Origin of the sequence: Exilibacterium tricleocarpae, from assembly GCF_007004655.1 — a bacterium.
In the GTDB taxonomy this organism is placed as follows: Bacteria; Pseudomonadota; Gammaproteobacteria; order Pseudomonadales; family Cellvibrionaceae; genus Exilibacterium; species Exilibacterium tricleocarpae.
In genome coordinates this window covers 256,884-282,361 of record NZ_ML660088.1, presented here as the reverse complement: position 1 = coordinate 282,361, position 25,478 = coordinate 256,884, and the positions used below count along the sequence as shown (strand labels likewise).

The window sequence follows — 25,478 nt, the reverse complement described above, 5'->3', positions numbered from 1 at the left end:
GGATCGGTAGATTCTTCGAGCTAAATCGATCGATTTTAATTCAGCGGTGGTGAGTTTGTCGTACACACAAGAGCGTACGCCCATAAAATACCTCAGCGTGACCATGGCGATGGTTCTGGTCTGCAGCCTTGCCGCTGTTCGATCCGCGCATGCGGATGTTAATCCGGACACAGGTGAGGTACATGGGGCGAACGAGGCGGCTGCAGCGAAGGTGCGCATCTACGGCCACGCATTGAACTATCGCCTTCAGGAACGAGGCGAGGAGCAGTACAATAAATTGTTCCACCAATTGGCGGCCATGGGCCTGGAGTTTGAACTGGTGGTGCGGCCACTGACCCGGGTAATGCGCCGCTTTGCCGAGGGTTCCGGTTGCTTTTTCCCGACGTCGATGAATGCGATAAAAATGGCGGTGCCGCACCTTGCGTCCATGCCGTTGGTGGCTTCGGCGCCGGTCGATCAGATCAGTCTCAGAGTTTTTACCCGTGCCGGGGCCGGCAAAATAACCGACCTCCAACAGTTAAACGGCAGGCGGGTGGCGTTGTGGAACGGCCTCGATCCGGAGATTTTTTTGCAGGGGCTCACCGTCAAAGTGGAAACCACACCCAGCGAGGAAGTCCGTGTGCGGATGCTGGAGGCGGGCCGCATCGATGCCATCCTGGGTTTTACGCCGGATGTGTTGCTGGCGGCCGATGCCCTGGCCCTGGCCCCACCCCATTACGACGAATCACTGGCGCTGTTTCGCGATGAGGGCGCATCACTTATTTGTCACGAGAGCCCGGTGACGCGCAGATTTGTGGCGCAGTTTGATCAGTATCTCGAAAGACTGAAAAAGTCCGGCGAGCTGCGTAACATTCTGGGGCCGCATGTCGAGGTTGTACTTTAGCGGCGATATCACCACGCCGGTGCCGGGTCAGCCAAGTTCCCGATCCTCTTTTCCCGTGTACTCGATGTCCGCCACTTGCAGAGGTGCGAAGTGCCCCGGTTCCCGATCGGCGGTGTCGACATAGCAGGCGGTGATACCACTGAACACCACGGCGGAAAAAATGCGATAAACCTCCTGCGCACTGAAATCGAGATCGGATAAAAACGCCGATACATAGCCGTTGATATTCATTGACTCGTCAAACTGCGCGCTCAGAAGTGCCTCGATTTCGTAGGCCAGCCGCAGATGGGGACCGGTTTCGAAGTGATGCTGTCGGGCAACCCGCTCGAGCGCAGGGATGCGTTCGTCACCCTTGGCCACCGGACGGGCATAACCCATTAAGTAGGGTTTACCATTGTGTTTCTTTACCTCCCGGGCCACGAACTCGGCCGCGCTCAACGCCGGTGCCGACACCTCGCGACGGGCCCGCTGGATAAACTCTATGCCCTCGACAATGGGTCGTATACCGTAAGCGCGGGAGTCGCTCGCCATAATGCCGGCGCTGGTGGCGGCGACCACGCTGGCGCCGCTCGCCCCGCCTAGGGCGCCGATGCGGTTGCACCAGATGCGCGGATCGGGCCAGCTCAGGCAGATATGCACCGCCTCGAACCAGTCGGCGAGCCCTTTACTCGGCATGCGCCCGGTGGCGTTGAGCACCACCACCTGCATATAGGAGTAGTGGCCGACCAGTTCATTGATCAGGTCGTAGCCGTGGCTTTCCACCCCCGCGCCGATGCGCCACATACCCTTCTTGCTTTTGATCCTGCCCCGCAGTTGCTGCCACGATTGATAATTCACGAGGTCGGCTCCGCGGACTGGCGCGCAGGCGTGCACGCATACGCAACCTCGTAGCAGTCGTCCGGCTCGAACAGCATACTGGTCAGCGGCTTGTTGGCGAACTCCACACCGTGAGCCAGCAGGCCCGGGGCGGCCATCAATTGCATCAGGCCATTGCCCTGGCGCGGCTGAAAGCCCAGGTCTGCCAACACCGCCGCGCACAGGCCGCTTTTCAAAATGCCGAGGTGGCCCGATCGCAGTGCTTCGTGAAGTTGCGCCGCCCAGCGGAGTATTTTGCCCGCCTGTTCATCGACCAGCGTGTAAAGCAGTTTTTCCGCGTAGGGGTCCGGGTCGCCGTAGAGAGTACCGAAGCCCGGCAGCTGTGTCGCATCTGACTCAGCACAGTCGCGTGCAGGTTTGCGACTGGCGCGGCGCAAAAAGCGCATTGCGTCCTCCACTGTTGCCGCGCCGTCAAATTCACCGCCGAAAATGGACAGCGCTATCGGCAGCACATTGACACTCATGGTCTTGCCGACACCGGCGGTGATACTCGCCTGGGTGGCCGGATGGCGCGGACCGGGATTGATCAGTCCGATCATCAATCGCCGGAACAGCTGGCGCTCGTGGTGATCGGGCAGCTCGCCGCGAAACAGCAGAAAGATGACGTCGGACAGTTCGTGATCGCGCATCAGTTCGAGGTGGTCATAGCCGTGAAGGCGGGACTGCCGGACCAGATACGGGTTGTGAGCAGCGGGTATTTCGCGGGTGATTTTGGTTTCGATACGCGGTGTAAATTTTTCACCGCGGCTGCGCACATTGGCGGAAGTCGAAGACATCTTTTTACTTATCCCCCCGGCGTGGCCGAACCGTTTACCGCCAGGCCTTTGATGCGATCACCCATCGGTGGTTGTTCGTCTCTGTCGATACGCACATCGATCAGGGTCGGGCCTTTTTTTGCAAACAGCCGATGGATATCCAGGGATTCCAGTTCATGGGGGGTGTTGACGACAATACCTTCAATGCCCATCGCCTCGGCCATGGCGGCATAGTCGATGCGGTTCAGTTGCCAGCCGATGGATTCCTGGCCGCCCATGTTCTGGCCGTGCATCACCATACCGAGGGCGGCGTCGTTCAGCACCATAAACACCACCGCCAACTTGTGTTGTGCCGCCACGGTGATCTCCTGCGCACCCATCAGGTATGAACCGTCGCCCACCAGGCACAGAGTCGGGGCCTTCGGATTACCGGCGGCGCTGCCGACGGCGGCGCCGATGGCCCAGGCCATGGAGCCATAGCCCATGGCCAGGCGGTAAAAACCCTGGTTGCTGGGGCTGGTCAGGTAATGCGTCGCCCACGACCAGGCATTGCCGGCGTCGACAAACACCCGTGCCTGGGTCGGCAGGTTGAATGTCAGATACGACATCAGGCGTTGCGGTTTAACCGGTACTGCGTCGCTCAGGCATTTTTCCGCCTCTTTCAGAGTCACGAAGTTGCCCAGCAGGTTTGCCTCGCCGCTGCCCGCCGAGGTGCGCCAGGTGCGACCCCAGCGACGCGCAGTGGCGACATTCTCAAGCAACCGTGAAAAAATCGTATCGAGATTGCCGAACACGTGCAGGTTGGCCATGGGCGAGCGGGTAAAGTGTTCGACCGACGAATCGATGTGTACCAACTTGGTGTTGAGCAGATCGCTGTTCCAGCCGCTGGTGCCCAGTTCGTCCAGCGCCGCCCCCACTGCCAGAACCAGGTCGACTTCGTGATCTTGAAACAGTCTTTTGGCGCTGTCGTGGCCGGCAAAACCGTAGACGCCGCGATACTGCGGGTGGGTCTCATCGACCCAGGTTTTGCCCATGGGGCCGGTGGCGAAGGCGGCGCCGGTGAGTTCTATAAACGCCATGATCTGGTTGCTGGCGGCGCCGGCGCCACTGCCGATATACATGGCGATGGTGTCCACTTGGCCGAGCTTCTCGCACAGGCGGTCGATCGCTGTTTCATCCGAGACGGAAAAGTCGTGGACCAGCAAATCTGAGTGTATGTGGGGCCTGATCTGGGCCGGTGTGCGCAGGATGTCCGATGGAATGCTGATATGGACCGGTCCCCTGGGGAGCCGGTGGGCCGCCATGATGGCCGATACCAGTTTGCTCTCGAACTGTTCGTGATGGGAGATCAGGGTATTGAACTGGGTACAGTGACGAAACAGCGCCACGGTATCGATGGCGGTACAACTGGATTCTTGTAGCGCCCGCTTGCCGAACTTGGGCAGCGGGGTCTGCGCGGTGATGGCCAGTATCGGTACCTCATCGGCCAGCGCCGAGCTGATACCGGTGATTAAATTGGTTGCCCCCGGACCGGTGGTTGCACAGACTACGCCCAGTTTGCCGGTTTCGCGGTAGTAGCCGTCGGCCATAAAAGCCGCGCCGCACTCGTGCCGGGCGACGACCAGTCTGGGCCCGCCGCGCCGCTCGGAGCGGGCCAGGGCATTCAGGAAGGGTTCGATGGCGCCGCCGGGAACGCCAAAAACGGTATCGATATGCAGCCGTTCGAGATACTCCACAATCATGTCGGCATAGGTACTTTCGTCGGCGGCCGGCGTTGCCTGAGGCTCCAGTCTGGTGACAACGGACCGCCGTTGCGGGGTTGGGGTTTGGGGGTGTTTAACGGGTTTCAGCATGGCTTTTACGCCTTCGAAGAGGAGGGTTCCTTCGCGTTGGGTGCGGAAAGCGCGAAATATAGACTAATGTTGTTTTTCATGCCACCGTCCGAAGTGGCCATTGGGGTTGATCGAGCTGCTACCTTTAAGTATCTGCATGGGGCACAGTGACCCGCTGAGTGCACTTATTTTCAATACCCCTTTTTAGGTTTGGCCGGCGTGGAATGTAAGCGCTTACTATTATCAAAATCATTTCGTCGTTTATGAAATTAAAAAATGTTTTTATATTCTTAAATAATATAAAGATAGCCTATACATTGCGAAAAACTTCACTGTGAAAAAAGCGTTTTTGTGTTTCCAAAAATCCATTGGCGCGGCTGGTGTCGGGATCGCGTGCGGGGAATATGATGGGCCCACCGCCGATACTGTGCTAACGTAGCGACCTCCCGATGCTTCTGCCGACGCCATGCCGGGCGGGTGATAGATAAAAATGGCCATGATAATAAAAAGTGTATTCGCTGCGTCTTACTGCGTCTGCTGTCTTGCGCTGCTGCCGGTCCCGTTGCCCTCCCACGCCTCGCGCAGTGCGCCACCGGCTGCTGCGCTGGAGGAAGTCGTGGTCACCGCGCGCAAGCGCGAGGAGCAGCCGCTGGCGGTGCCTGTCGCGCTCACCATTTTTACCCGTGAACAACTGGCGGCACCGACTCTGGATGATATTGCCGGTTTGGGAGCACTTACTCCCAATATGGATTTTACAGCTACCGCGCCGCTGGCCGGCAGCAGCAATGCGGCCACCGTCTTTATTCGCGGCGTCGGACAGAATGACTTTTTGCTGACCACAGATCCGGGTGTGGGTATCTATCTCGACGGCGTCTATATCTCGCGCGCCATTGGCGGTGTGCTGGAACTGGTGGACATCGATCGGGTCGAGGTGCTGAGCGGGCCGCAGGGCACGTTATTTGGTAAAAACACCATCGGCGGGGCGATCTCCGTCCATTCGCGGGTCCCCGGCATTGAGGCGGGCGGGCACTTGTCACTGATCTCCGGTGAGGCCAATCGACTGGACTTCAACGCCGCCGTCGAGGGCGCCCTGGCTGATAATCTGCAGGGTCGCCTGAGTGTGTTGTCGGAGCACCGCGACGGTTATGTAAAGCGCCTGCTGGGCGGCGCCGACCTGGGCGATATCGACCGCCGGACCCTGCGTGCCGGTCTTGCCTACCAACCGTCCGCACGCGCCGATATCCGTTTGTTTATCGACCACACTCACCAGCGCCAGGAGGCCATTGCCCAAAGTCTCCTGGCGGTGGTGGATTCCACCCCGTTGAAGGACCTCTACAATGCGGTGGTGGCCGCGCCCCTCGGCACCGCCTGGGATGCGCGCTGGCTCACCGGCGATCCGTTCACGACTTTCCAGACCGGACCGAGCCGGGATGACCTGGATATAACGGGTCTGTCACTGGCGCTGGATTACGATTTGGACTGGGCTCAACTGAGCGCTGTCAGCGGTTACCGGCGCCTCAACGCCGACTACGCCAGAGACCCGGATAATTCGCCGCTGCGCTACGGCCACAGCATCAACCGCGACGACCACAGGCAGTTCTCACAGGAGTTGCGGCTGGCGGGTGCGGCGTTCGAGCGGCGTCTGCAGTGGCTGGCGGGCGCCTATTACCTGCGCGAGCACGGCGTCAACCTGACGGAGGGTTTTCTGTTTTCCGGATTGTTTCAGGCGACCGGCAGACCCGATCTGGATTTTGATTTTAAGGTCAACAATGATCAGGTTACCGACAGCCGCGCGCTGTTTTCGCAGTTGAGCTGGCAGTTGACGGACCGGGCCAGTCTCACCGGCGGACTGCGCGCCATGACCGAGAAAAAGGTGTTCCGGGTCGACAACTTTGCCCTGGCTTCCGGTGTGCAGTTTGTCGGCCCCGTTAAAGTCTCCGATCGTTGGACTAACACTTCACCCATGTTGAGTCTGGACTATCAGTGGAATGACAATACCCTGGTCTACCTGAGTGCCAGCCGCGGTTTTAAGAGCGGCGGCTACAATGGGCGGCAGATCTTTCCCGGTCCGGTGGACCAGTTCGACCCCGAATCTGTCACCAGCTTGGAATTGGGCTTCAAAGCCCGGCTCGGGTACAGCGGGCTGGTGCTGGAGGCGGCGCTGTTTGACAGCAATTACGAGGATATGCAGTTTACGGTCTTGTCCGGCGATACCGGTGTGCTGATCCCGGTGATTAACAATGCTGCCAGGGCGCGCATTACCGGCGCCGAGTTAAAACTTGCGCTGCAAAATTCCCGCGGGTTGGCAGTGCAGGCCGGCGCCGGTTATCTGGACGGACGTTACACAGAACTGGACCCGGGTGTGGCGGTGGACAGGAATAAGGAACTGGTGCGCACCCCGCGCTGGAATATCTACATGAGCGGGCGCTACCGTTGGGGTCTGGGTGAGTACGGCTCGGTGCAGTTCTCCCTGGATGCGAGCTATAAAAGCAAGGTCTACCACGACCCGACCAATGTCGAGGCGATCGCCCAGGGCGGCCTCACACTCGTCAATACCGCACTCGGCTGGCAGGATGCGGGCGGGCGCCTGGGCGCGGAGGTGTTCGTCACCAACCTCACCGACAAAACCTACCTGTTGAGCGGCTCCACCGAACTGGCGGCATCCGGCGGTTCTGAAGGCCACTATGCCCGCCCGCGGGAGTGGGGGCTGCGCCTGAGTTATCATTTTTGATGCGAATGCCGGCTCGGTATTCTCAGTATTTGAGCACGTTATCGGTCACCAGCCTGGGGGTTTGCTGCGGCTGCAGGTATTTTTCCCTGAACGCCTCCGGGTGCAGCGGCCTGTCGAACAGGTAGCCCTGGTACCAGATATCGCTGTAACAATTCAGCCAGGCGGCTTGATCCTCTGACTCCACGCCCTCGGCCACCACGCGCAGGTTGAGCGTATCGGCGATGGCGATGACCGACGCCACCAGCGCCTCGTCCTGGGGATCGAAGATCAGGTCTTTGATGAAGGACTTGTCGATTTTGATTTTGTTGATGGGCAGGCGCTTGAGATAGCTGAGTGAACTGTAGCCGGTGCCGAAATCATCCAGCGCAAAGGTGAGGCCCTGCAGTTGCAGGACTTTCAGTTTTTGGATGACTTCATCGAGTCGCTGCAGCGCGGCGCCCTCGGTAATCTCGAACTCGATGCAGGTACCCGGCAGGTTGTATTGCGCCAGCGTGGATTCCACCCGCTGCACGAAATCGGAGCGGTGCAGCGTGCTGGCGCTGAGGTTGACCGAAAAGCGAAACTCCTCGGGCATTTCACCGGTACTGCGCAGGGCGTGAATGTACTGGCACACCTCTACAAAAACGAGTTGATCCACTTCCCTGATCATGCCCGAGCTTTCGAGAAAGCCGATAAACTCCAGCGGCGACACCATCCCCCGCTCGGGGTGGTTCCAGCGGATCAGCGCCTCGGCCGCCGCCAGCTTACCGGACTGGCCGTCGATGATCGGTTGTACCCGCAACACAAACTGCTGGCTCTGAATGGCGGTGCGCAGTTCAGATTCCAACTGCACCAGGTTGTTGGCCTCGGTGGCCATGGACTCCTCGAAAATCTGGCAGCAATTGCGGCCGCTTTGTTTGGCTTTGTACATGGCGGTGTCGGCGAAGCGCAGCAGTGATTCCGTGTCGCTCTCGCCGTAGGGATAGATGACGATGCCGATGCTGGCGCTGATAATGAACTCGCGGTTTTCCAGTGTGATCGGGGTGCTGATCCTGTCCAGTAGCCGCTTGGCCAGCTCCGTCGCCTGCTGCTTGGCAAAATCGATATCGTTGTGCAAATCAGGCAGACTGAGAATGAACTCATCGCCGCCGAGCCGCGCCAGGGTGTCGGTCTGGCGTTTTTGTGACTGCATCTGTTGCGACAACTGCAGCAGTAACTGATCGCCGAGCGAATGCCCGAGGGTATCGTTGATACGCTTGAAGTCGTCCAGGTCGATAAACAGCAGCGCGCCGTAGGAGCCGGTGCGGCGGCAGCGGGAAATATCCATTTTCAAATGGTCGTAGAGCATATTGCGGTTGGGCAGGTCGGTGAGGGTGTCGAAGTAGGCCAGGTGTTCCACCCGTTCCTCCGCTTCGACCCGCCCGGTGATATCCGCACCGATCACCAGCACGCAGGATTCGCCGTAAAAGTCGAAGGGGATATACGACATCTGCATGGCGAAGACGACGCCCTTGGCATCGGTGAGGCGTTGCTCCATGTCGAGACTTTTGCGCTTGTCCGAATCGGCTCGCTTGATGTTGATCAGGATCGCATTGGCCTCCTTGTCACTGATGGCCTTGTGAATACCGTAGTAGTTTTTGCCGATCAGTTTGCCGTGCGCCTGGCCGTAGAACCTCTCGGTGGCGATATTCAGGAACACAAACTCGCCGCTTTTATTGACGGCAAAGATCTGGTTCGGACTGGCGTCCAGGATAATGCGCAACTGCTGCTCGCTCTGGGTCAGTCCGGTCTGGCGCTCCTCGAGGGTGGCGATAAAGGCATTGGCGGCCTCTACAATCTGCCCGAGTTCGTCCGACTTGTGACCTTTGACGTGGTCGATGCGCCGGCCCTCGGTGTGGTCCGGGCGGATGGTGGAGAACTTGTTGGAAATCTGGATCAACGGGCGGGTCAACGCGTAGTGGTAGAGCACCATAAGCACCAGCGCCAGGCTCATATTGCGCAGCAGTCCGGAGATGAAAATAGTGGTGGAGCGGGCGTAGAAAGGCGCCAGCGCCAGGTCGTTGCTGATACGCAGTACAATGCGTCCCTCGTAGGTGCCATCGCTATAAATCAGGTCGAGTTCATACTGTTTGATTTCGTCCATCAGCAGTTGCGTGAGCCACAGCGTACCTGAGGGGCCCGGCTCCCGGCGGTGTTCGGCCATGATTTGGTTCTTATCATCGAGAATGGCGGCGTAGGTGAGGAAGTTGTAGTATTCCAGTCCCTTGACGACTTCGCCGGCCAGCGTGCTGTCCAAAAGATGAACAGCCCGCTGTGCGGGATTTTCGGTAACGCGAAAAATTTCCTGAATGTTGTTGTCGATGGCGTGGCGCTGGTCGCTCAGGTCCATGTAGACCTGTACCAGGGCAACGATGACCCCCAGGGTCAGGGCGATAGCCAGGCTTGAACGCATCAGTTTGAAGGCGATGCGGTTAAAAAACTCAATCCTCATAAGGCTGCCCTTATATCCTTCCAGGGTGACAGGGGCGGTGAGTAAAAGAGTACCCTATTCATTCCCCTGGTCACAATAGGGACGGTTCAAACGCCGCGCAAAACCGGCGATCAACGAGGGCGGCGCCCATGCACAGCGACAAGTTATTGGAGATAGTCAACGCCACTGTTTACCGGGGTGAAACCCGGGTATTTGAGCGGCTCTCGCTGGATATTGAGCGGGGGGAAAACGTTGCTATCATGGGCCCCAACGGCGCCGGTAAAAGCACGTTGTTGAAGCTGATCACCCGGGAAGTTTACCCTGTGGTGCAGCCCGATTCCCATATCCGGGTGCTGGGTCGCGAACTGATCGACATCCGTAGGCTGCGCTCAGTCATCGGTCTTGTCTCCCATGATCTGCAAGCCGGCTACCTGGCTTGTGCAACCGGCTTCGATGTGGTGGTGTCGGGTTTTTTCGGATCGGTGGGTATGTACCGGCATTTGCAACCGAGTGCCGAGCAGTTGCAGCGGGTCGAGGCGCTGCTTGAACGCCTGGGGCTGGTCGCGCTGAGGGAGCGCATGTTCATGCATCTGTCCACCGGCCAACAGCGCCGGTTGCTGCTGGCCCGGGCGCTGATCCACGAACCGCAAACGCTGATTCTCGACGAGCCGACGGCGAGTCTGGATATCGGCGCGGCATTCGAATTGTTGCGCACGCTGCGCCGGCTCAGTGACACGGGTACCGCGCTGGTGCTGGCGACCCATCATATTGAAGAGATTATTCCCGAGGTCGACACGGTGGTTTTGGTGGCCGGGGGTAAGGTAGTTGAGCGCGGCCGTAAGCGGGATGTATTGACCGATGCCGTACTCAGTGAGTTGTACCGCACGCCGCTGCGGGTCCTTGAGCGCGACGGGTATTACCGGGTGATTCCGGCTTGACGGAGTGGGCGGGTAACCGCTGGTCTGTTAAACCGCTAATCTGTTGCCGGTGAGTCTGTTAATAAAGGTTAAACGTATTGCTTTGTGCAGTACTTTCGTTACCATCTGCTCGGGTTGGTGTGAGTCGCCAGGGCGCGCCGTGGCGGCGTTATTGTCCCCATGGAGGCCAGACCGATCAATTCGCACATATTTGGTTAAAGAGGTGCGATTCAAGTCTGAACGATTACTGCGGAAGCTTGCCAGGGATACGTTGTAAAAAAATGCTACCTATGGAGATGGTTTGGTAATGGCGAATAACAACGCGGAGTTGCTTTCTCAGTTGCGCATCAATCGCGACGTCGCGGAAACCGATTCCCCCCGCTATGGCCTCTGGGGAGGACTGGTCGGATTGGCGCTGGTCCTGGCGGGACTGCTCTACTGGTTTTTTTCCGGACCGCAGGTCATTGCGGTGAATGTCGAGATGGCGCGGGTATCTCTGTTACAGACCGGTGGCAACAGTGTGCTGGATGCTACCGGCTATGTCACCGCCAGGCGCCAGGCTACCGTCTCCTCAAAAGTCACCGGCAAAGTGCTGGAGGTGTTGGTGGAAGAGGGCATGGCCGTGGAGGAGGGACAGGTGGTTGCCCGGCTCGACGATGTCAATCTGCGCCGCCGGTTCGATCTGGCGACCGCCAGTCTGGCAACGGCCAAGACCCGGGTGTTGGAAGCGCGGGCCCGGGCCACCGAAGCACAGCTCAACCTGCGCCGGGTGGCGGAGTTGACCCGCCGCAAACTGACCAGCCAGGCAGAACTCGACGCCGCTCAGGCTCAATACGATTCACTCAATGCGCAGTTGGCCACGCGGCGGGCGGAGGTTGTCACCGCTGAACGGGAAGTGGCGCTGCGACAGCAAGACCTCGACGACCTGATGTTGCGGGCCCCGTTTGCCGGTGTGGTGGTGACCAAAAACGCCCAACCCGGCGAGATGATATCGCCGGTGTCCGCCGGCGGCGGTTTTACCCGCACCGGTATTTGCAGCATTGTGGATATGGATTCTTTGGAAATCGAGGTGGATGTCAACGAGGCATACATTCAGCGGGTATTTCCCAAGCAGGTGGTGGAGGCCAGCCTCGAGGCCTATCCCGATTGGAAAATTCCAGCCAAGGTCATCGCCATTGTCCCCACCGCCGATCGGCAGAAGGCCACGGTGCGGGTGCGCATCGGTTTCGATCAGTTGGACCCGCGTATTTTGCCGGATATGGGCGTAAGGGTGGCGTTTCGCGGCAGCCAGCCGGCAGCGCCGGCCGGTGCCGCGACACCGGCGGCCAAACCCGAGGGTATCCAGGTGCCGGACTCGGCGCTGGTAACCGACGATGACGGTTACGCGATCTATGTGGTGAGCGCGAATGTGGCCGAACGCCGCGCCGTGACCGTCGGCGATCGCAACGGCAGGCGGCGCCAGGTGCTATCCGGATTGCAGCCCGGCGAGAGCTATGTCGTCGAAGTACCCGAGGCGCTTTATGACGGCGCTGCGGTGGCGCCAAACTGACGGCGGCACGGCACAGTTGCCTCGTCGGGAGGGCTGCCTTATTGAAAGAGCTGCGTCGCGAACGAGCGGCTTTACCAAAATTAAAACAGATGCAAAAAAGGTGTGAACATGGAACAGGATATTCTGGTCGACCTCAAGCAGATTGAAAAATCTTATCGCAAAGGTAAAGAGACAGTGAAGGTACTGTCGGGCCTGGATTTGGAAATAAAACGCGGCGATTTCCTCGCCCTGATGGGGCCCTCCGGCTCCGGTAAATCGACACTGCTGAATTTACTCGGCGGCCTCGACAGCCCGACCTCGGGAAGTCTCAGAATCGACGGTGATCAGATCGACAAACTCAGCCAGGGTCAGCTCACCCGCTGGCGCGCCCGACATGTCGGGTTTATCTTCCAGTTTTACAATCTGATGCCGGTGTTGACCACCGAGCGCAACGTGGAGCTGCCGCTGTTGTTGACCAAGCTCTCAAAGAAGCAGCGCAGACAGCATGTGGATACGGCCTTGGCGCTGGTGGGGTTACAGGATCGGGCCAAACACTATCCGTCGGAGTTGTCCGGCGGCCAGGAGCAACGGGTGGCCATCGCCCGCGCCATCGTCTCCGATCCCACGTTGCTGTTGTGCGACGAGCCGACGGGCGATCTGGACCGCGCCACGGCCGATGAAATTCTGGACCTGCTGCGGGATTTGAACGAACAGCAAAACAAGACCATCATAATGGTCACCCACGATCCCAAGGCGGCGGATCATGCCAAGCACACGCTCAATTTGAACAAAGGCGCGCTGGAACACTGATAGCCGATAATCGGTTTGACGGCTGCCGTGCCAGCGGCGCGCGTTCAAACCGAGTGCCGGGGGAGGGAGAAAAATGGCTTACTTATATTTTGTTTGGCGCAATCTGCTGCGCAAAAAAACCAGAACACTGTTAACTGTATTGTCGATCGTGGTGGCATTTATACTCTATGCCGCCCTGGGGACGCTGAACTACGCGTTTAGCATGGGTGTGGACCTGGCCGGCGCCGACCGCCTGATCACTATTCACAAGACCTCACTGATACAACAGTTGCCCTACAGTTATGTCAACAAGGTGAGGTCGGTCGAGGGGGTCGCCGATGTCACCCACGCCACCTGGTTCGGCGGCTATTACCAGGACCCGAAAAACCAGTTTCCACAATTTCCGGTGGTGGCGGAGGAGTACTTCGCCATGTACGACACGGTTGTATTGCCGCCGGAGCAGATGGAAGCCTGGCGCAAAAACCGGCTCGGCGCGGTGGTGGGCCGCTCGCTGGTGGAGCGCTTTGGTTGGAAAGTGGGAGACCGGGTTCCCCTCAAAGCGCTCTACGACAAAAAAGACGGCGAGCGGGTCTGGGAGTTTGTGATCGAGGGTATCTACGAGGCCAGGGAAGGGCAGGTGGTCGATACCAGCACCATGTTTTTCCACTACGACTATTTCGATGAGGCGCGGGCGTTCGGCGAAGGCACGGTCGGCTGGCTTATCCTGCGGGTGGACAGCCCGGAGGTGGCCAACCGGGTAGCCGATGAAATCGATATGCTGTTTGCCAACTCCTCGGCGGAGACCAAAACCAGCACCGAAAAAGTGTTTGTGGAATCGTTTGCCAAGCAGTTCGGCGATATCGGTGCTATCGTCAGCGCCATCCTGGCGGCGGTGTTCTTTACCATGTTGCTGGTGGCGGGCAATACCATGGCGCAGTCGGTGCGCGAGCGGATACCGGAGCTGGCGGTAATGAAGACCATCGGCTTTTCGGGTGCCTCCATCCTGCTGATGGTGCTGGCGGAGTCCATCCTGCTGGCGGTGGCGGGCGGTCTCACCGGGGTCGGTCTGGCCTGGCTGTTTATCTCCGGTGCCCAGGCCAATCTGCAGGCGTTTTTGCCGGGCTTTGCCATGCCCACCTCTATTGTTTTCAGCGGTGCGCTGTTGAGCGTAGCGCTGGGTTTTGTCACGGGAATATTTCCCGCGTTACAGGGAATGCGCTTGAGTATCGTCAGCGCACTGGGGAGGCGTTGATTGCCATGTTTAACTGGATATCTCAATTAGTTGTTATGTCGCTGATGAATCTGGGCAATATTCGCCAGCGCCTGGGGGCCTCGTCGGTGGCGGTGTTCGGCGTGGCCGGTGTGGTCGGTGTTTTTGTGGCGGTTTTGTCCATGGCGGCCGGTTTTGAAAAAACCATGCTCAGTGCCACGGCGGACGACGTGGCACTGGTGATGCGCTCCGGTGCCACCGCGGAACTCAACAGCGGTCTCGGTTATGATCAAACTCAACTTATTGCCGACGCCCCGGGCATTTTGCGCGAGGACGGCCGCGCGATAACCTCGGCGGAACTGTTCGTTATCGTCGATATTCCCAAACGCGCGACCAACACCTCTGCCAATGTACCTCTGCGCGGTGTGCAGCCGGGTGCCTTTGCGGTGCGTGAGAATGTGAAAATCATCGAGGGCCGCAATTTTGAACCGGGCCGTCATGAACTGATTGTGGGCAAGGGTGCCCAGGCTCAGTTTGCCAATCTCGAGGTGGGCTCCACGGTTACCTTCGGCCAGCTTGACTGGCAGGTGGTGGGAGTGTTTGAAGCGGGCGGTGGCGTCAACGAATCGGAGTTGTGGTGCGATGTGCGCGTTTTGCAACCGGCCTATCGCCGCGGCAACTCTTTTCAGAGCGTGCGGGTAAAACTGGCGGACACGGATGCGCTGCCGACCCTGAAGCGGGCACTGGCCGCGAATCCGCAATTGGATGTGGATATCAAGCTGGAGTCGGAGTATTCGGCGGAGCAGTCCGAGCCGCTGAGCAAGTTTATCCGCGTGCTGGGCTATCCGCTGGCGGTGCTGATGAGTCTCGGTGCGGTGTTTGGCGCTATCAATACCATGTACGCCTCGGTGTCGGCCCGCACCCGGGAAATTGCCACCTTGCGGGCGTTGGGTTTTGGTGCCGTCCCGGTGGCGATATCGACGTTGATTGAATCCCTGATTCTGGCACTGATCGGCGGCGGGCTGGGCGCGGCGGCGGTGTATGTCATCTTTAACGGCTACACGGTATCGACCATCAACGGCGCCAGCTTCAGCCAGGTGGTCTTTGATTTTGCGGTGACCGGCGAACTGGTGGTGCAGGGCGTCATGGTCGCCATGCTGATCGGTCTGCTGGGGGGACTCCTCCCGGCTGTGCGAGCCGCGCGCATGCCGGTGGCGCTGGCTTTGCGGGAAACCTAGGTGCGTGGCCGATAGAGAAAAGGCGCCGCCGGAGCGGCGCGAAACCCTCAGGCAGGAGATTGTGAATCTGCTGGGTGGCCGCGAACTCACGATTGGTGAGTTGTCCAAACAGATGGGTAAATCCGAGGCGGAGCTGTACGATCATCTCGAGAGCTTGAAAAAGTACAAGTCGCTGCAGGTGATTCCGGCGCAGTGTCTCAAATGTGGTTACGTGTTTGAATCGCGGCATCGGGTAAAAAAGCCGGGCAAGTGCCCACAGTGTAAAAGTACGCGTATCGACCCGCCCATGTTCAGTTGTGAACCGGAGCCGTAAGGCCTGGTGCTTCGCCGGGCCTTACCTCCTGCATATTTTGTTTCGTATCGAGAAAACCGTAACAGGGAGTGTAAACTCTGGGCGCGTTGATCCTACACCGCGCCACTACTATTTGGGGGCTTCGACATCCCAGCTTGCAGCATCTGCCCAACCAGGGACGGGGTGGTGCCGGATGGCCCTCCCCCCAGTCTTGAGGGACGCCTGCAATTTAGCAACTTACTTAAAATTTGCCGCGTTGTGCCAGCCCGGCAATGTGCTCTCAAGTAGCAAAGTTGCAGGCGTCCCGTGAGGGTTCTGAATGATCCTTCGCGGCTGGCACTGCTTCGTCAAAAAACCGTTCGTTCGTCCGGCACTTTTTTAATCAAGGCTTGCTTGTGGTGTTTACGCCCGGCGCCATCCACTGCACCACCCGACTAGGGTACCGCCTTCGCTGATGGCGGCGGTGCAGCGCTGGGTGCGATCTAAAGTGCTTCAAGAAAATTAACTCTTGAGTTTAAATAATTAAAGTGTTACTTTAATTTTTAAAAGTAAAACCAAGGTTAAGTCTATGCCTGTCGCTCGTTATCGTCTAGCCGAATTTCTCGCTTTAATAACGCTCCTGGCGGCCATTGCCCTGCCGTTGTCAGCGGCGGCAATCTGGCTGTTCTGGACAAAACTGGCGCCATTTGCCGCCGGTAACCTCGGCTATGCCTTCGACCTCACCCATCTCGGTGTCGGCGCACGGCTGGCGGGGTTTGCGCTGGCTCTGCTCGGGGCTGTAGTGCAGGCTTACGGCCTGTTGGGGTTGCGTCAGACGTTTCAGGAGGCGGTGGCCGGCAGATCGCTGTCGGCGCGCGCCGTCAACGGTTTTCGACGTTTTGCCTGGGTCACTCTGGCGATGGTATTTATCGGCATTGTTCAGCGCACGGGCTGGATTGTCATCTTTTCGTTGAGTGACCCAACCCATCAAGGAACCCTCGATATTCGCCTTGGCAGTGAGGAATTACAGGCTCTCTTTATGGGGCTGTTGTTGGTGTTCGTCGCCCATGTCTTTGCGGAGGGCAAGCAGGCAAAAGATGAAAACGCCGCGTTTTTGTAGGCGCTCGGAGAGCCTGTGAAGATTGTTGTCAATCTCGATGTGATGCTCGCCAAGCGCAAAATGCGGCTGAAAGAACTGGCGGCGGCGATCGGGTTGACCGAGCAGGCGCTGTCGACCATTAAAACCAACAAGGTGAAGGGGGTGCGTTTTGCAACCCTGGCCAAGATTTGCCAGGTGCTTGAGTGCCAGCCGGGCGATATCCTCGAGTTTGTTCAGGATACACCCGATGAAGACTGAATCCGCAGCGCCGCCGGCTTAGCATCCAAACAGGAATCACAGTATGAACCAGAACAGCCGCCGCACGGCGCTGAGCTGCGCCGGACTGCTTTTGTCTCTGAGTGGTGGCAGTCTGCCGGTGGCCGCCGGGGCGACGGCACCACAGCTTGAGGAAATCATTGTCACCGCGGTCGAGACCACTGCGGATGCTTCGCTGATGGCCCCCGACGCGGCGTCCCTGCTGGCGACGCCCGGCGATGTCAACGATCCGCTGAAAGCGCTGCTGGCGCTGCCCGGCATCACTTTTGGCGGCGGCGACCTCGATGCGCCGGTGGTGCGCGGCAGTGGACCGGCAGACAACCTGTTTCTGATCGACGGTATTCCGGTCGAGAACCTGTTTCACGAACTCAGCGACTCGATTGTCAGCCCGAATGTCATTCGCACGTTCGACCTGCACGCTGCGGCCTTTGCGCCGCGCTACGGCAATGTCACCGGCGGGGTTATCGATATCGGGCTGCGCGATCCGAGCGCGTCCGAGCGCCATCTCAAGCTCGACCTGGGCCAGTTGAAATCAGGCCTGTTGCTGGAGACCCCGGTAACGGACAGCGTTGCCGTCTACGGCAGCTACCGGCGCAACCTGGCGCATCTGTTTCTCGAGGAATTCGAGCGGGGCAACGATGCCCTTGTGTTTCGCATGCCGAGGAGCGACGACTACAGCGGTCGCCTTATCTGGCGCGGCAATCACACGGCCCTGACGCTGACGGCGCTCGGCGCTTGGGATCGCACTGAGGAGGTGGCCAGGGAGTCGAACTTGTCTGCTGTGCTGGGCGAAGAGGAAACCCGGCAACTGGACGCCCGGGCAGTGGGTTTTCGTTCGCAGCTGTCTGAGCACACCGAGCTTGCCGTTACCCTGTCCCACTCCGATATCGATACACACCGGCGCCAGGTCAACGGCAGTTTTATCCGGCGGCAGGCGCAGGTCCTCGCCCTGCGCAGCGAGCTGTCTCACACCGCCGGGCGCCATCAACTGGCCGCCGGTGTCAACCTGGCTCGAGGGGATAACCGTCTCGATTTTCGCGGCTCGGTTCCGCTCTGCGATCGCCTGGAGCAAAACTGCGGTGGCGTCTTCGCCGCCGTCCCGGCGCGTTTCGATGCCACCTTGCGAAACACTGAGCTCTATGCCGGTGACCGTATTGCCATCAGCGATCGGCTGCACCTGGGGCTGGGTTTACACGCCGCCGAGGACCACTTTCTGGACCAGCGTTTTATTGAACCGAGAGCCGACGTTTTCTACCGCGCCACCCATCAATGGGAACTCTACGCGCGGGCCGGGCAACACCATGTGGCGCCACAGCCGCAGGAATTGTTGATTCTCAATTTACTTGCTGACCGGCAGCAAAGTGAGCGCTCTACTCAGGCTTTGATCGGACAGCGCTGGGACCGGGCCGACGGCTGGCGCCTGCAGACGGAAATCTGGTTCAAAGATTTCGAGCGCACCGAATTGATTGGCACGGGCTTACAGCGCGCGTTTGAAGGTGAAACTTACGGCCTTGATATACTCCTGGCCAGACCGATTGGCTCGCGCTTTTACGGCTGGGCGGCACTGTCGTTCAGCGACGGCTCGGTGTCGGATCGGAGCCGGGGTCTGGAGGTTGACAATCGATTCGCGCCGCCGGTCAGCGCCACCGTTGCCGCCACCTATGCCTTCGACCACGGCTGGAAGCTCGGCGCCAAATACCGTTTCCAGAGCGGCGATCCGTTTACGCCGCTGGCCGGTATGACGGCGGATCCGGACACCGGCGCACCGCTGCCGCTGTTTGGGGAGCCTTTCAGCGAGAGGCTGGGCGACTACAGCAGACTCGATATTCGCGTTGAGAAAACCTCGCAATACGGTTTCGGCGAGGTGCTCTATTACGTGGATATACTCAATGTGGTCGATCGGGAAAACGCGGCCCGGCGCCGATACCCGCTACGTGGTGCCGGCACGGTACTGGCCGACGACGAGGAGGGTATTCCGTTTTTTGTCGCCGTGGGCATCAACTTTTCATTTCAGGGGCTGTAAATAATGGCACTCGTCTCAGGTGCCTGCTTGCGCTTAGAGCGCCTACTTTTGGTAGTGTTGCTTAGAGGGTTCTGCGCCAATTTACTAATCACTGCCCCGGTTCTATTGGTCTTGATTAAGAATACTGAGGGTAGGTCTGCCTCTGGAGGGGGCTTTCAGAAACTCTCGACAGCAGGGATGCTGTCGGGAAGTCCCCAGGGACGGGTTCACGACGTGTTTCTGAAAGCCCCCTCCAGGGGCAGACCGGTCAATTGGCACGCCTACGTTTAAGCTCCACCAAAGATAGACCCCTGAAGCGAGTGCCATCAAGGCTCGTAAATCCGCTTGCGACAGAGCTGCACTTGCGGCCGAATCCCGCTAGAATTGCGGCTTTTCCCCAGCGGATTCTCGATGCTCACCGACGACCTCAAGCAGACCATTCAACAGGCCTACAGCCAGTTTCTCGACAGCCGCGGGCTCAAGCCCCGTTTAGGCCAGAAACTGATGATTGCCGAGGTGGCCAAAACCCTTGGCGGCCTGACCCTGGGGGATGACGGCGCCCGACTCAGCGACGGGCATGTCTGCGTGGTGGAGGCGGGTACCGGCACCGGTAAGACCGTGGCCTATCTGATTGCCGCCCTGCCCATAGCCCGGGCACTGGGCAAGAAACTGGTGATTTCCACGGCCACCGTGGCGTTGCAAGAGCAGATCGTCAACAAGGATTTGCCGGAGCTGCGCGAGCACAGCGGCCTGCAGTTCAGCTTTGCGCTTGCCAAGGGGCGCGGTCGTTACCTGTGCCTGTCGAAGCTCGACCGGCTGCTGATGGAACACGAGAGCGCCCAGAATCCCACCCGACCGCTCTACGAGGACGAACTGCCGCAGGTGGGTGAGACATCCATAAAAATCTACAACACCATGGTGGAGGCACTGGCGGCCAACCGTTGGGACGGCGACCGCGACAACTGGCCCGATGCCATCGACAATGAGGCCTGGAGCCGTGTGACCACCGATCACCGCCAGTGCACCGGCCGGCGCTGTTCCAATGTCTCTTCTTGCAGCTTTTTTAAGTCCCGCGACAATCTCGGCGCGGTGGATTGCGTGGTGACCAACCACGATCTGGTGCTGGCCGACCTGGCGCTGGGCGGCGGCGCCATTCTGCCCGCCCCCGCCGATACCATTTATATTTTCGACGAAGGCCACCACCTGCCGGCCAAGGCGCTGAATCATTTTGCCCATCACAGCCGCTTGCTGGCCACCAACAAATGGTTGGATCAGTGTAATAAAGCCCTGCCGTCGCTGTCCGGCCAGTTGAGTGGTGCCGGCAATATCGACCACTACACCGAACAGTTGCCCGCCGCCATCGGCGCGGTGAAACAGCGCATCGAACTGGCGTTTCCGCTGGTCGAAACCCTGATGGATGCCGGCGGTGAAGCGGAGCCGCCGCAACGCTACCGGTTTGAGCGAGGGCTGGTGCCGTCCGGGCTAAAGGCCCTGGCGCAGGAACTGGCACAGTGTTTTGATCGTCTCGCCGATCTGTACGGCAAGATCACCGCGGAGCTGGACGAGGCCATAGAAGACCGCCACTGCGGCGTGCCCCGGGCCGATATGGAAAACTGGTATCCGGTGATCGGCACCTGGCTGGCCCGGGCTGAGGCCAACCGCGCACTCTGGGTCAGTTATGCCACGCCGGACGGCGATCGGGGTCCGCCCAAGGCGCGTTGGGTGACCCTGGTGGACCAGACCGGGCCGCTGGACTTTGAAGTCTGCTCCAGTCCTATACTGGCCGCGAATACGCTGGAGCAAAGCCTCTGGCGTCACTGCTGCAGTGCTGTGGTGACCTCCGCCACTCTCACCGCTCTCGGCAAATTCGACCGTTACCAGATGCGCGCCGGGACGCCGCCCGACAGTGTGTACCAGGTGGTGCCCAGTCCCTTCGACTACAGCAAAGCGGTGGTGCGCATTCCCGCGGCGGCGGTGGATGCCGGCGATGCCGCCGCCCACACGCGGTCACTGGTGACGCTGTTGCCGGAGATTCTCGACGCGAAGCAGGGCAGCCTGGTGCTGTTTGCCTCGCGCCGGCAGATGCTCGATGTGTACGACGGGCTGGCGCCGGCGTGGCAGGAGAAAATTCTCCTGCAGGGCGAGCGCTCCAAGCAGGAAACCCTGAATGCGCACCGGCAGCGCATCGATGAAGGGGAGGGCAGTGTGCTGTTCGGCCTGGCGAGTTTTGCCGAGGGTTTGGATTTACCCGGTGCCTACTGCCGCCATGTGGTGATGGCAAAGATTCCCTTCGCCGTGCCCGACGACCCGGTGGAGGCGGCCCTGTCCGAATGGGTGGAGTCTCGCGGCGGCAATGCGTTTATGGAAATCACCGTGCCCGATGCGGCGCTGAAAATGATCCAGGCCAGCGGCCGCCTGTTGCGCACCGAGGCCGATACCGGGACCATCAGTTTACTCGATAAGCGCTTGTTGACGCGCCGCTATGGCAAAGCCATTCTCAACTCACTGCCGCCGTTCCAGCGGGATTTTGGTTGAGGGGCCGGGTTTATGACTGTGGTTTATAGGCCCGGCTTACAGCTTTGATAAAAAGCTGAGGTTGGAAGCTTGCGGTTAGAAATCAGAACTGAAGGTTAGAATCAAAGGCTGGCGTCAAATGCCGAGGGTAAAAGCCGGCACTCGACGCCAACCGGGAGCGAGCCATGAGTGATAGACATCTGCAAATCGCCGCGGTGCTGATGGACATCGAAAAGGAACTGCGCGAGCTTATGTTGTGGCAGGACGAGCCGCCGTCTGCCGAGGCACTCAGCAGCGTGCAGCCGTTTTGTATCGATACCCTGACGTTTGTGCAGTGGTTACAGTTTATTTTCCTGCCGCGTATGTATGTGTTGGTAGATGAAGAACTCGATTTGCCACGCAAGTGCGGCATTGCCCCGATGGCGCAGGAGTATTTCAATGGTATGGGATTAAACTCCCGGGTTCTGATCAAAAGGCTGGAGAGTATTGATCGTATTCTCGGTGGTGGGCGTTAGATCGGCTATTGCAAGGATCGCCTGTTGGTACTATGGCTTACGCTATATTGGCAGTATCAACAAATCCTGTAATCTGTTGCTCAAGGTTGTGGGAAAAGTTTTATGGCCATTGATGTCAGACAAGCACCGGCGGCACCCGCATCGCACCCGCCCAGCTCTGCCAAAGCGTTGAGGTCGTTGGGGGATGGGCACGTCTTTGAACACCCGCTATCCCGCTTATACATCGAGATTTATCCAGTCCTTTCCCGCCGCCGAAGGCGGTAGCTCCAAGGTCGACAACACCATTACCATTGCCGGCGAAGTCACACCCTTGATTTCCACCTCAGTCAACCGCAGCGGCGGTGAGGTTTACTGGGGATTTAACACAAAACTGGCCGACATAGTGAAAGTTCAGAAAGGCATAGAAGAAGCCTTTCAGGTGGCGATTGACCACAGTAAAAGCGATCGGGAGCGAAAGGAGGCCATACTTCGCGTAGGGGTGCTCACTGTGGGCAGCCATATGTACCAGGGGGGCAATATGGCCATTGCGAGAAATGCCATGGAGGCCCTGGCCGCTGTCAATGGCTATAAACTAAAACCCATGTCGGCAACCGGTCCCCTGGATGTGAATATCTTCCTACAACCGGATAATGATCAACTGGTGCGCGATGTGGACAGATATTTCTACCGGTAAATTCGTCCTCAAGCTCAAATTTCCTTACTGCAGCGAACATTCGCCACCGGGTCGCGCTGCGGTCACGGCATCGCCGCAGAGAAACTGAAACCGGCGCCCCGTGCGACCTGGCAACTATCGAGTTTTTTTGCCACCAGGGCATAGCGCCTCAGCTGATTTGCAAAGCAAAAGGCAGTGCCGGTTGGCAGATGCGCCAGTCCCACGGGATAGTAGCCAACCTTACAGTGCCGAGCAATCTGTCTTTTTTTGGGCAAACACATTTCTTTGACGATGGCTGGTGGCGGTCATAATTGCACTCGCACGATGCTTGGTGTACTCGCATGGTGTTCGGTGAAAAAGGGCTCGAAAATAAAGAGAATGTTTATAGTGCCTATATTCGATCTATTTGAATAAAAGTCTTTATAACTTCATTTAAGCGTTACATATTGTTTTGCCGATAACTCGTGCTTTCCTTTTATACAGTCGGTATTTACTCGAATTCAAAGGTTGCGCTGGTTATCGCCTGAGTATGGTAGTCAAGAGTACCTCTACACCTCTCGGAGGAGGCCATGAAAGAAATACTTTACCGATTGTCAGCCGGCATCAAACAGACCGTGTTAGCCGGCGCCTGGGGTCTGCTAACAGCCGTGTATGCGCAGGCCGGTGCCGATATAAAACGGGTGAGTTTGGATGAAAGTAACCGCCAGTTTATTGGCTCGCAGAGCCGCCAGGCATCGATATCGGCCGATGACGGTTTGCAGGCACAGTTGCCGCCGGGTGTTGCCCCCACGTCCCTGGTGTTTGATGCAAGCCTGCCGCCGGCGGGGCGCTACGTGATCTTCAGTTCGAAAGCCGCCAACCTTGTCGTCGGTGATAGCAACGAACAGACCGATGTTTTCGTTCGCGATCTGGTTCTGGATAAGACTGAGCGGGTCAGTATCGCCGCTAATGGCGGTGAGGGTAATGCGGCCAGTGCCTATGCCTCCATATCCTTCGGCGGGCGTTTTGTCGTCTTTCGCTCGCAGGCGGATAATCTGGTAGGCGGCGATACCAATGCGGTAAGTGACGTTTTTGTCCGCGACCGCCTCTTGGGTAAAACCAAACGCGTGAGCACGGCCGCAGATGGCACCCAAGGTGATGCTGGCAGTGGTATAGTCACGCGCCTGGAAGACGGTATTGTTTCGGTGTTTAACCGGCCGGTCATCGACTGGATCGGCTTCAGTGTAACGTTTGATTCAGAGGCGACAAATTTGATTGACAACGACGTCAACGGTGAACGGGATATTTTTGTGCGATCGCGGTTCTCACTGCCTTGATTTATCCGTTATCGGGGGGAGTACAGATGGGCGGTCCGCAATTGCGTATCGACGTCTCCGTCCGGCCCGGCGGGTGAGGCCGGCGTTGTTCCCCCAGGATGCTTGTATAAAAACCGGTTTGCGGGTGGTGTCAGTCGCCATGGCAATAGTTGCAATGAGTGTGCTGACTACAGCGAGGACAACTGCCGTTGCATTCTCTATCGAAACAGTGTTAGCGCCCAGATGCCTTGTTTCGCCAACTTCACACTATAGTCGTGGCTCAACTGGTCGTTCGAGGAGTACCTGATGTACAGCACTACGGCCCTTTCAGCTTCCTGGCGATTTTCAAAGGGGCCGACGTTTTCCCCTTCTCGTGTCAGAAAAAACCAACCGTCGCTGGTACTGAAAAACCGGTCGGCCCGGTACCAGTGCATTTCTGTCTCGCCGCGTCTAATTTTCATAAGCCGTATTTTAAGACCCAGGTAGCATTGCCTTTTGTAGTCGCAAATAAAAAATTTGCCGCCTTTTAATAGCGACTATATTGTGGACTGCTTGGCGGGACAATCTGTCAAAAGGACTATGCCGTTTGCGCTACTGCTTTGACCAGAAAATATACTTACCTGGCTGGCACTTAGAGCTCGTTACGGGAATCGCCTTTCGGAACCTTCGCCTACAGGGATGCCGGCGCAGAGCCTACAGGGGTGGAGCGGGCACCAGCGAAGCACTGCTTCGCTCCGCGGAACGACCGAAATCCATGATCTCGGGCCGGGCCCGCCTGCGGGTATATACGGCGGGTCCCGAAGGGCGATTTCCGCATCGAACTCGGGCTGTTTAAGGAAACGAAAATCTGTTTCGGGTGAAAGGATTTCATGGTCATAGCACTACAAGCTGCAACAGTTGCCTATGGATAGCTATGGGGAAGAAGTAATGCCGGCCATTTACCCTGCTAAAGCCACGGAGTTCGATATACAGCGCCCGAAGAGACGGGTTCGAAGTGATCCATGGCTTTTGCTTCTTTGTCGATCTACTTGACGAGAAAATTAAAAAAAAATGGAAATTCCATAACACACGGCGTGCCGGAGCACTTGCCTGGTTTGAATTTCGTACTGAACAGCACGGCGGTGGCCACCTTGCTTATGTACTTATCCGGGCTTTCATAAACTTCAGCTTTCCTCACGACGCCCTGCTCATCGACAACTGCAATTATGCTGAGCGAGCCTCTCGCAAGACGCTTTTCCTGTGCTTTATGAATCGGCTTGCTGATAACCTCTAAGCCTCCTATTGGAAAGGGCGGCTCATCTTGCGGGGGAAAGTTTTCGTAAACTAGAGTGAATGCCTTTTTCTCAGAATCTGTCAGTTCCTCATAATTCTTATTGAAAGGAATCGGCCCTGTAACTGCTTTGCGGGGAATTTTACTCCCAGTCGCGGGTTGGTCTCGTATGTGGTGTTTTTGGTTTGCCATACATCCTGCCAGTACAGCCACTACTATAAACGCTAAAGGTGCGACTTTTTTCATTGGATACTCCCTTATTTATAATTTGCGGCGTTTACTAAAATCCTCGCCGTTTGATTGACAACGCAAGTCGATAACAGCGGTAGCTAAGGCGCCACGAAGGGTGGCAAGCCGTTGGTTGGCCGCCGCGGTT

The 25,478-nt window shown here is 58.2% G+C and carries 21 protein-coding genes; 15 read left to right on the top strand and 6 right to left on the bottom strand.

Annotation, left to right across the window (positions count from 1 at the left end):
• Positions 1 to 55: 55 nt before the first annotated feature.
• On the top strand, positions 56 to 883 hold the full coding sequence (locus FKG94_RS03845; protein WP_142902870.1) for a type 2 periplasmic-binding domain-containing protein: 828 nt from the start codon (positions 56 to 58) through the stop codon (positions 881 to 883).
• Positions 884 to 910: 27 nt separating this feature from the next.
• Here FKG94_RS03845 and FKG94_RS03840 read toward each other — a convergent pair whose 3' ends face one another.
• Genes FKG94_RS03840 through FKG94_RS03830 form a run of 3 tightly spaced genes read right to left on the bottom strand, consistent with a single transcriptional unit; the run spans position 911 to position 4,367 of the window.
• The gene (locus tag FKG94_RS03840; protein ID WP_142902869.1) at positions 911 to 1,720 is read right to left on the bottom strand and encodes a citrate synthase family protein; all 810 of its coding nucleotides are present in this window, start codon (positions 1,718 to 1,720) and stop codon (positions 911 to 913) included.
• Positions 1,717 to 2,535 (bottom strand): citrate synthase family protein, encoded by an 819-nt coding sequence (locus FKG94_RS03835; protein ID WP_142902868.1) that lies wholly within the window; start codon positions 2,533 to 2,535, stop codon positions 1,717 to 1,719. The genes FKG94_RS03840 and FKG94_RS03835 overlap by 4 nt, the downstream gene beginning before the upstream one ends.
• Positions 2,536 to 2,543: 8 nt before the next feature.
• Positions 2,544 to 4,367: a thiamine pyrophosphate-binding protein gene (locus FKG94_RS03830; protein WP_142902867.1), complete on the bottom strand. Its 1,824-nt coding sequence runs from the start codon at positions 4,365 to 4,367 to the stop codon at positions 2,544 to 2,546.
• Positions 4,368 to 4,836: 469 nt separating this feature from the next.
• On the opposite strand from FKG94_RS03830, the gene FKG94_RS03825 reads away from it, so the two are divergent.
• On the top strand, positions 4,837 to 7,077 hold the full coding sequence (locus tag FKG94_RS03825; RefSeq protein WP_142902866.1) for a TonB-dependent receptor: 2,241 nt from the start codon (positions 4,837 to 4,839) through the stop codon (positions 7,075 to 7,077).
• A 22-nt stretch (positions 7,078 to 7,099) separates the two neighbouring features.
• Here FKG94_RS03825 and FKG94_RS03820 read toward each other — a convergent pair whose 3' ends face one another.
• Entirely contained in the window at positions 7,100 to 9,547 is a 2,448-nt protein-coding gene (locus FKG94_RS03820; protein ID WP_142902865.1) for a putative bifunctional diguanylate cyclase/phosphodiesterase, read from the bottom strand.
• Between the two features lie 128 nt (positions 9,548 to 9,675).
• On the opposite strand from FKG94_RS03820, the gene FKG94_RS03815 reads away from it, so the two are divergent.
• From FKG94_RS03815 to FKG94_RS03755, 13 genes are all read left to right on the top strand, one after another.
• Entirely contained in the window at positions 9,676 to 10,464 is a 789-nt protein-coding gene (locus FKG94_RS03815; RefSeq protein WP_142902864.1) for an ABC transporter ATP-binding protein, read from the top strand.
• A gap of 286 nt (positions 10,465 to 10,750) precedes the next feature.
• Positions 10,751 to 11,992 carry an efflux RND transporter periplasmic adaptor subunit gene (locus FKG94_RS03810; RefSeq protein WP_142902863.1) on the top strand — a complete coding sequence of 414 codons (1,242 nt, stop codon included), beginning with the start codon at positions 10,751 to 10,753 and terminating at the stop codon, positions 11,990 to 11,992.
• A gap of 108 nt (positions 11,993 to 12,100) precedes the next feature.
• Entirely contained in the window at positions 12,101 to 12,781 is a 681-nt protein-coding gene (locus FKG94_RS03805; protein WP_142902862.1) for an ABC transporter ATP-binding protein, read from the top strand.
• Between the two features lie 73 nt (positions 12,782 to 12,854).
• Entirely contained in the window at positions 12,855 to 14,012 is a 1,158-nt protein-coding gene (locus FKG94_RS03800) for an ABC transporter permease (RefSeq protein WP_142902861.1), read from the top strand.
• 5 nt (positions 14,013 to 14,017) lie between these two features.
• Positions 14,018 to 15,208 (top strand): ABC transporter permease, encoded by a 1,191-nt coding sequence (locus tag FKG94_RS03795; RefSeq protein WP_142902860.1) that lies wholly within the window; start codon positions 14,018 to 14,020, stop codon positions 15,206 to 15,208.
• A 4-nt stretch (positions 15,209 to 15,212) separates the two neighbouring features.
• Positions 15,213 to 15,521, top strand: coding sequence for an ArsR family transcriptional regulator (locus FKG94_RS03790; protein WP_142902859.1), 309 nt, complete (start codon positions 15,213 to 15,215; stop codon positions 15,519 to 15,521).
• Positions 15,522 to 16,068: 547 nt separating this feature from the next.
• The gene (locus FKG94_RS03785) at positions 16,069 to 16,599 is read left to right on the top strand and encodes a DUF2975 domain-containing protein (protein WP_142902858.1); all 531 of its coding nucleotides are present in this window, start codon (positions 16,069 to 16,071) and stop codon (positions 16,597 to 16,599) included.
• A gap of 15 nt (positions 16,600 to 16,614) precedes the next feature.
• Positions 16,615 to 16,836 (top strand): helix-turn-helix domain-containing protein, encoded by a 222-nt coding sequence (locus tag FKG94_RS03780; RefSeq protein ID WP_142902857.1) that lies wholly within the window; start codon positions 16,615 to 16,617, stop codon positions 16,834 to 16,836.
• 43 nt (positions 16,837 to 16,879) lie between these two features.
• Positions 16,880 to 18,877, top strand: a complete 1,998-nt coding sequence (locus tag FKG94_RS03775; RefSeq protein ID WP_142902856.1) for a TonB-dependent receptor plug domain-containing protein — start codon at positions 16,880 to 16,882, stop codon at positions 18,875 to 18,877.
• Between the two features lie 390 nt (positions 18,878 to 19,267).
• A complete protein-coding gene (gene dinG, locus FKG94_RS03770) occupies positions 19,268 to 21,391 on the top strand; it encodes an ATP-dependent DNA helicase DinG (protein WP_142902855.1) in 2,124 nt (707 codons plus the stop codon).
• Positions 21,392 to 21,555: 164 nt separating this feature from the next.
• Positions 21,556 to 21,885, top strand: coding sequence for a YqcC family protein (locus FKG94_RS03765; RefSeq protein WP_142902854.1), 330 nt, complete (start codon positions 21,556 to 21,558; stop codon positions 21,883 to 21,885).
• 184 nt (positions 21,886 to 22,069) lie between these two features.
• Entirely contained in the window at positions 22,070 to 22,558 is a 489-nt protein-coding gene (locus FKG94_RS03760; RefSeq protein WP_142902853.1) for a hypothetical protein, read from the top strand.
• Positions 22,559 to 23,106: 548 nt separating this feature from the next.
• Positions 23,107 to 23,853, top strand: a complete 747-nt coding sequence (locus FKG94_RS03755) for a hypothetical protein (protein WP_142902852.1) — start codon at positions 23,107 to 23,109, stop codon at positions 23,851 to 23,853.
• A gap of 197 nt (positions 23,854 to 24,050) precedes the next feature.
• Here FKG94_RS03755 and FKG94_RS03750 read toward each other — a convergent pair whose 3' ends face one another.
• On the bottom strand, positions 24,051 to 24,293 hold the full coding sequence (locus FKG94_RS03750) for a DUF6316 family protein (protein WP_142902851.1): 243 nt from the start codon (positions 24,291 to 24,293) through the stop codon (positions 24,051 to 24,053).
• Between the two features lie 563 nt (positions 24,294 to 24,856).
• Positions 24,857 to 25,348 carry a hypothetical protein gene (locus FKG94_RS03745; protein ID WP_142902850.1) on the bottom strand — a complete coding sequence of 164 codons (492 nt, stop codon included), beginning with the start codon at positions 25,346 to 25,348 and terminating at the stop codon, positions 24,857 to 24,859.
• Positions 25,349 to 25,478 lie beyond the last annotated feature (130 nt).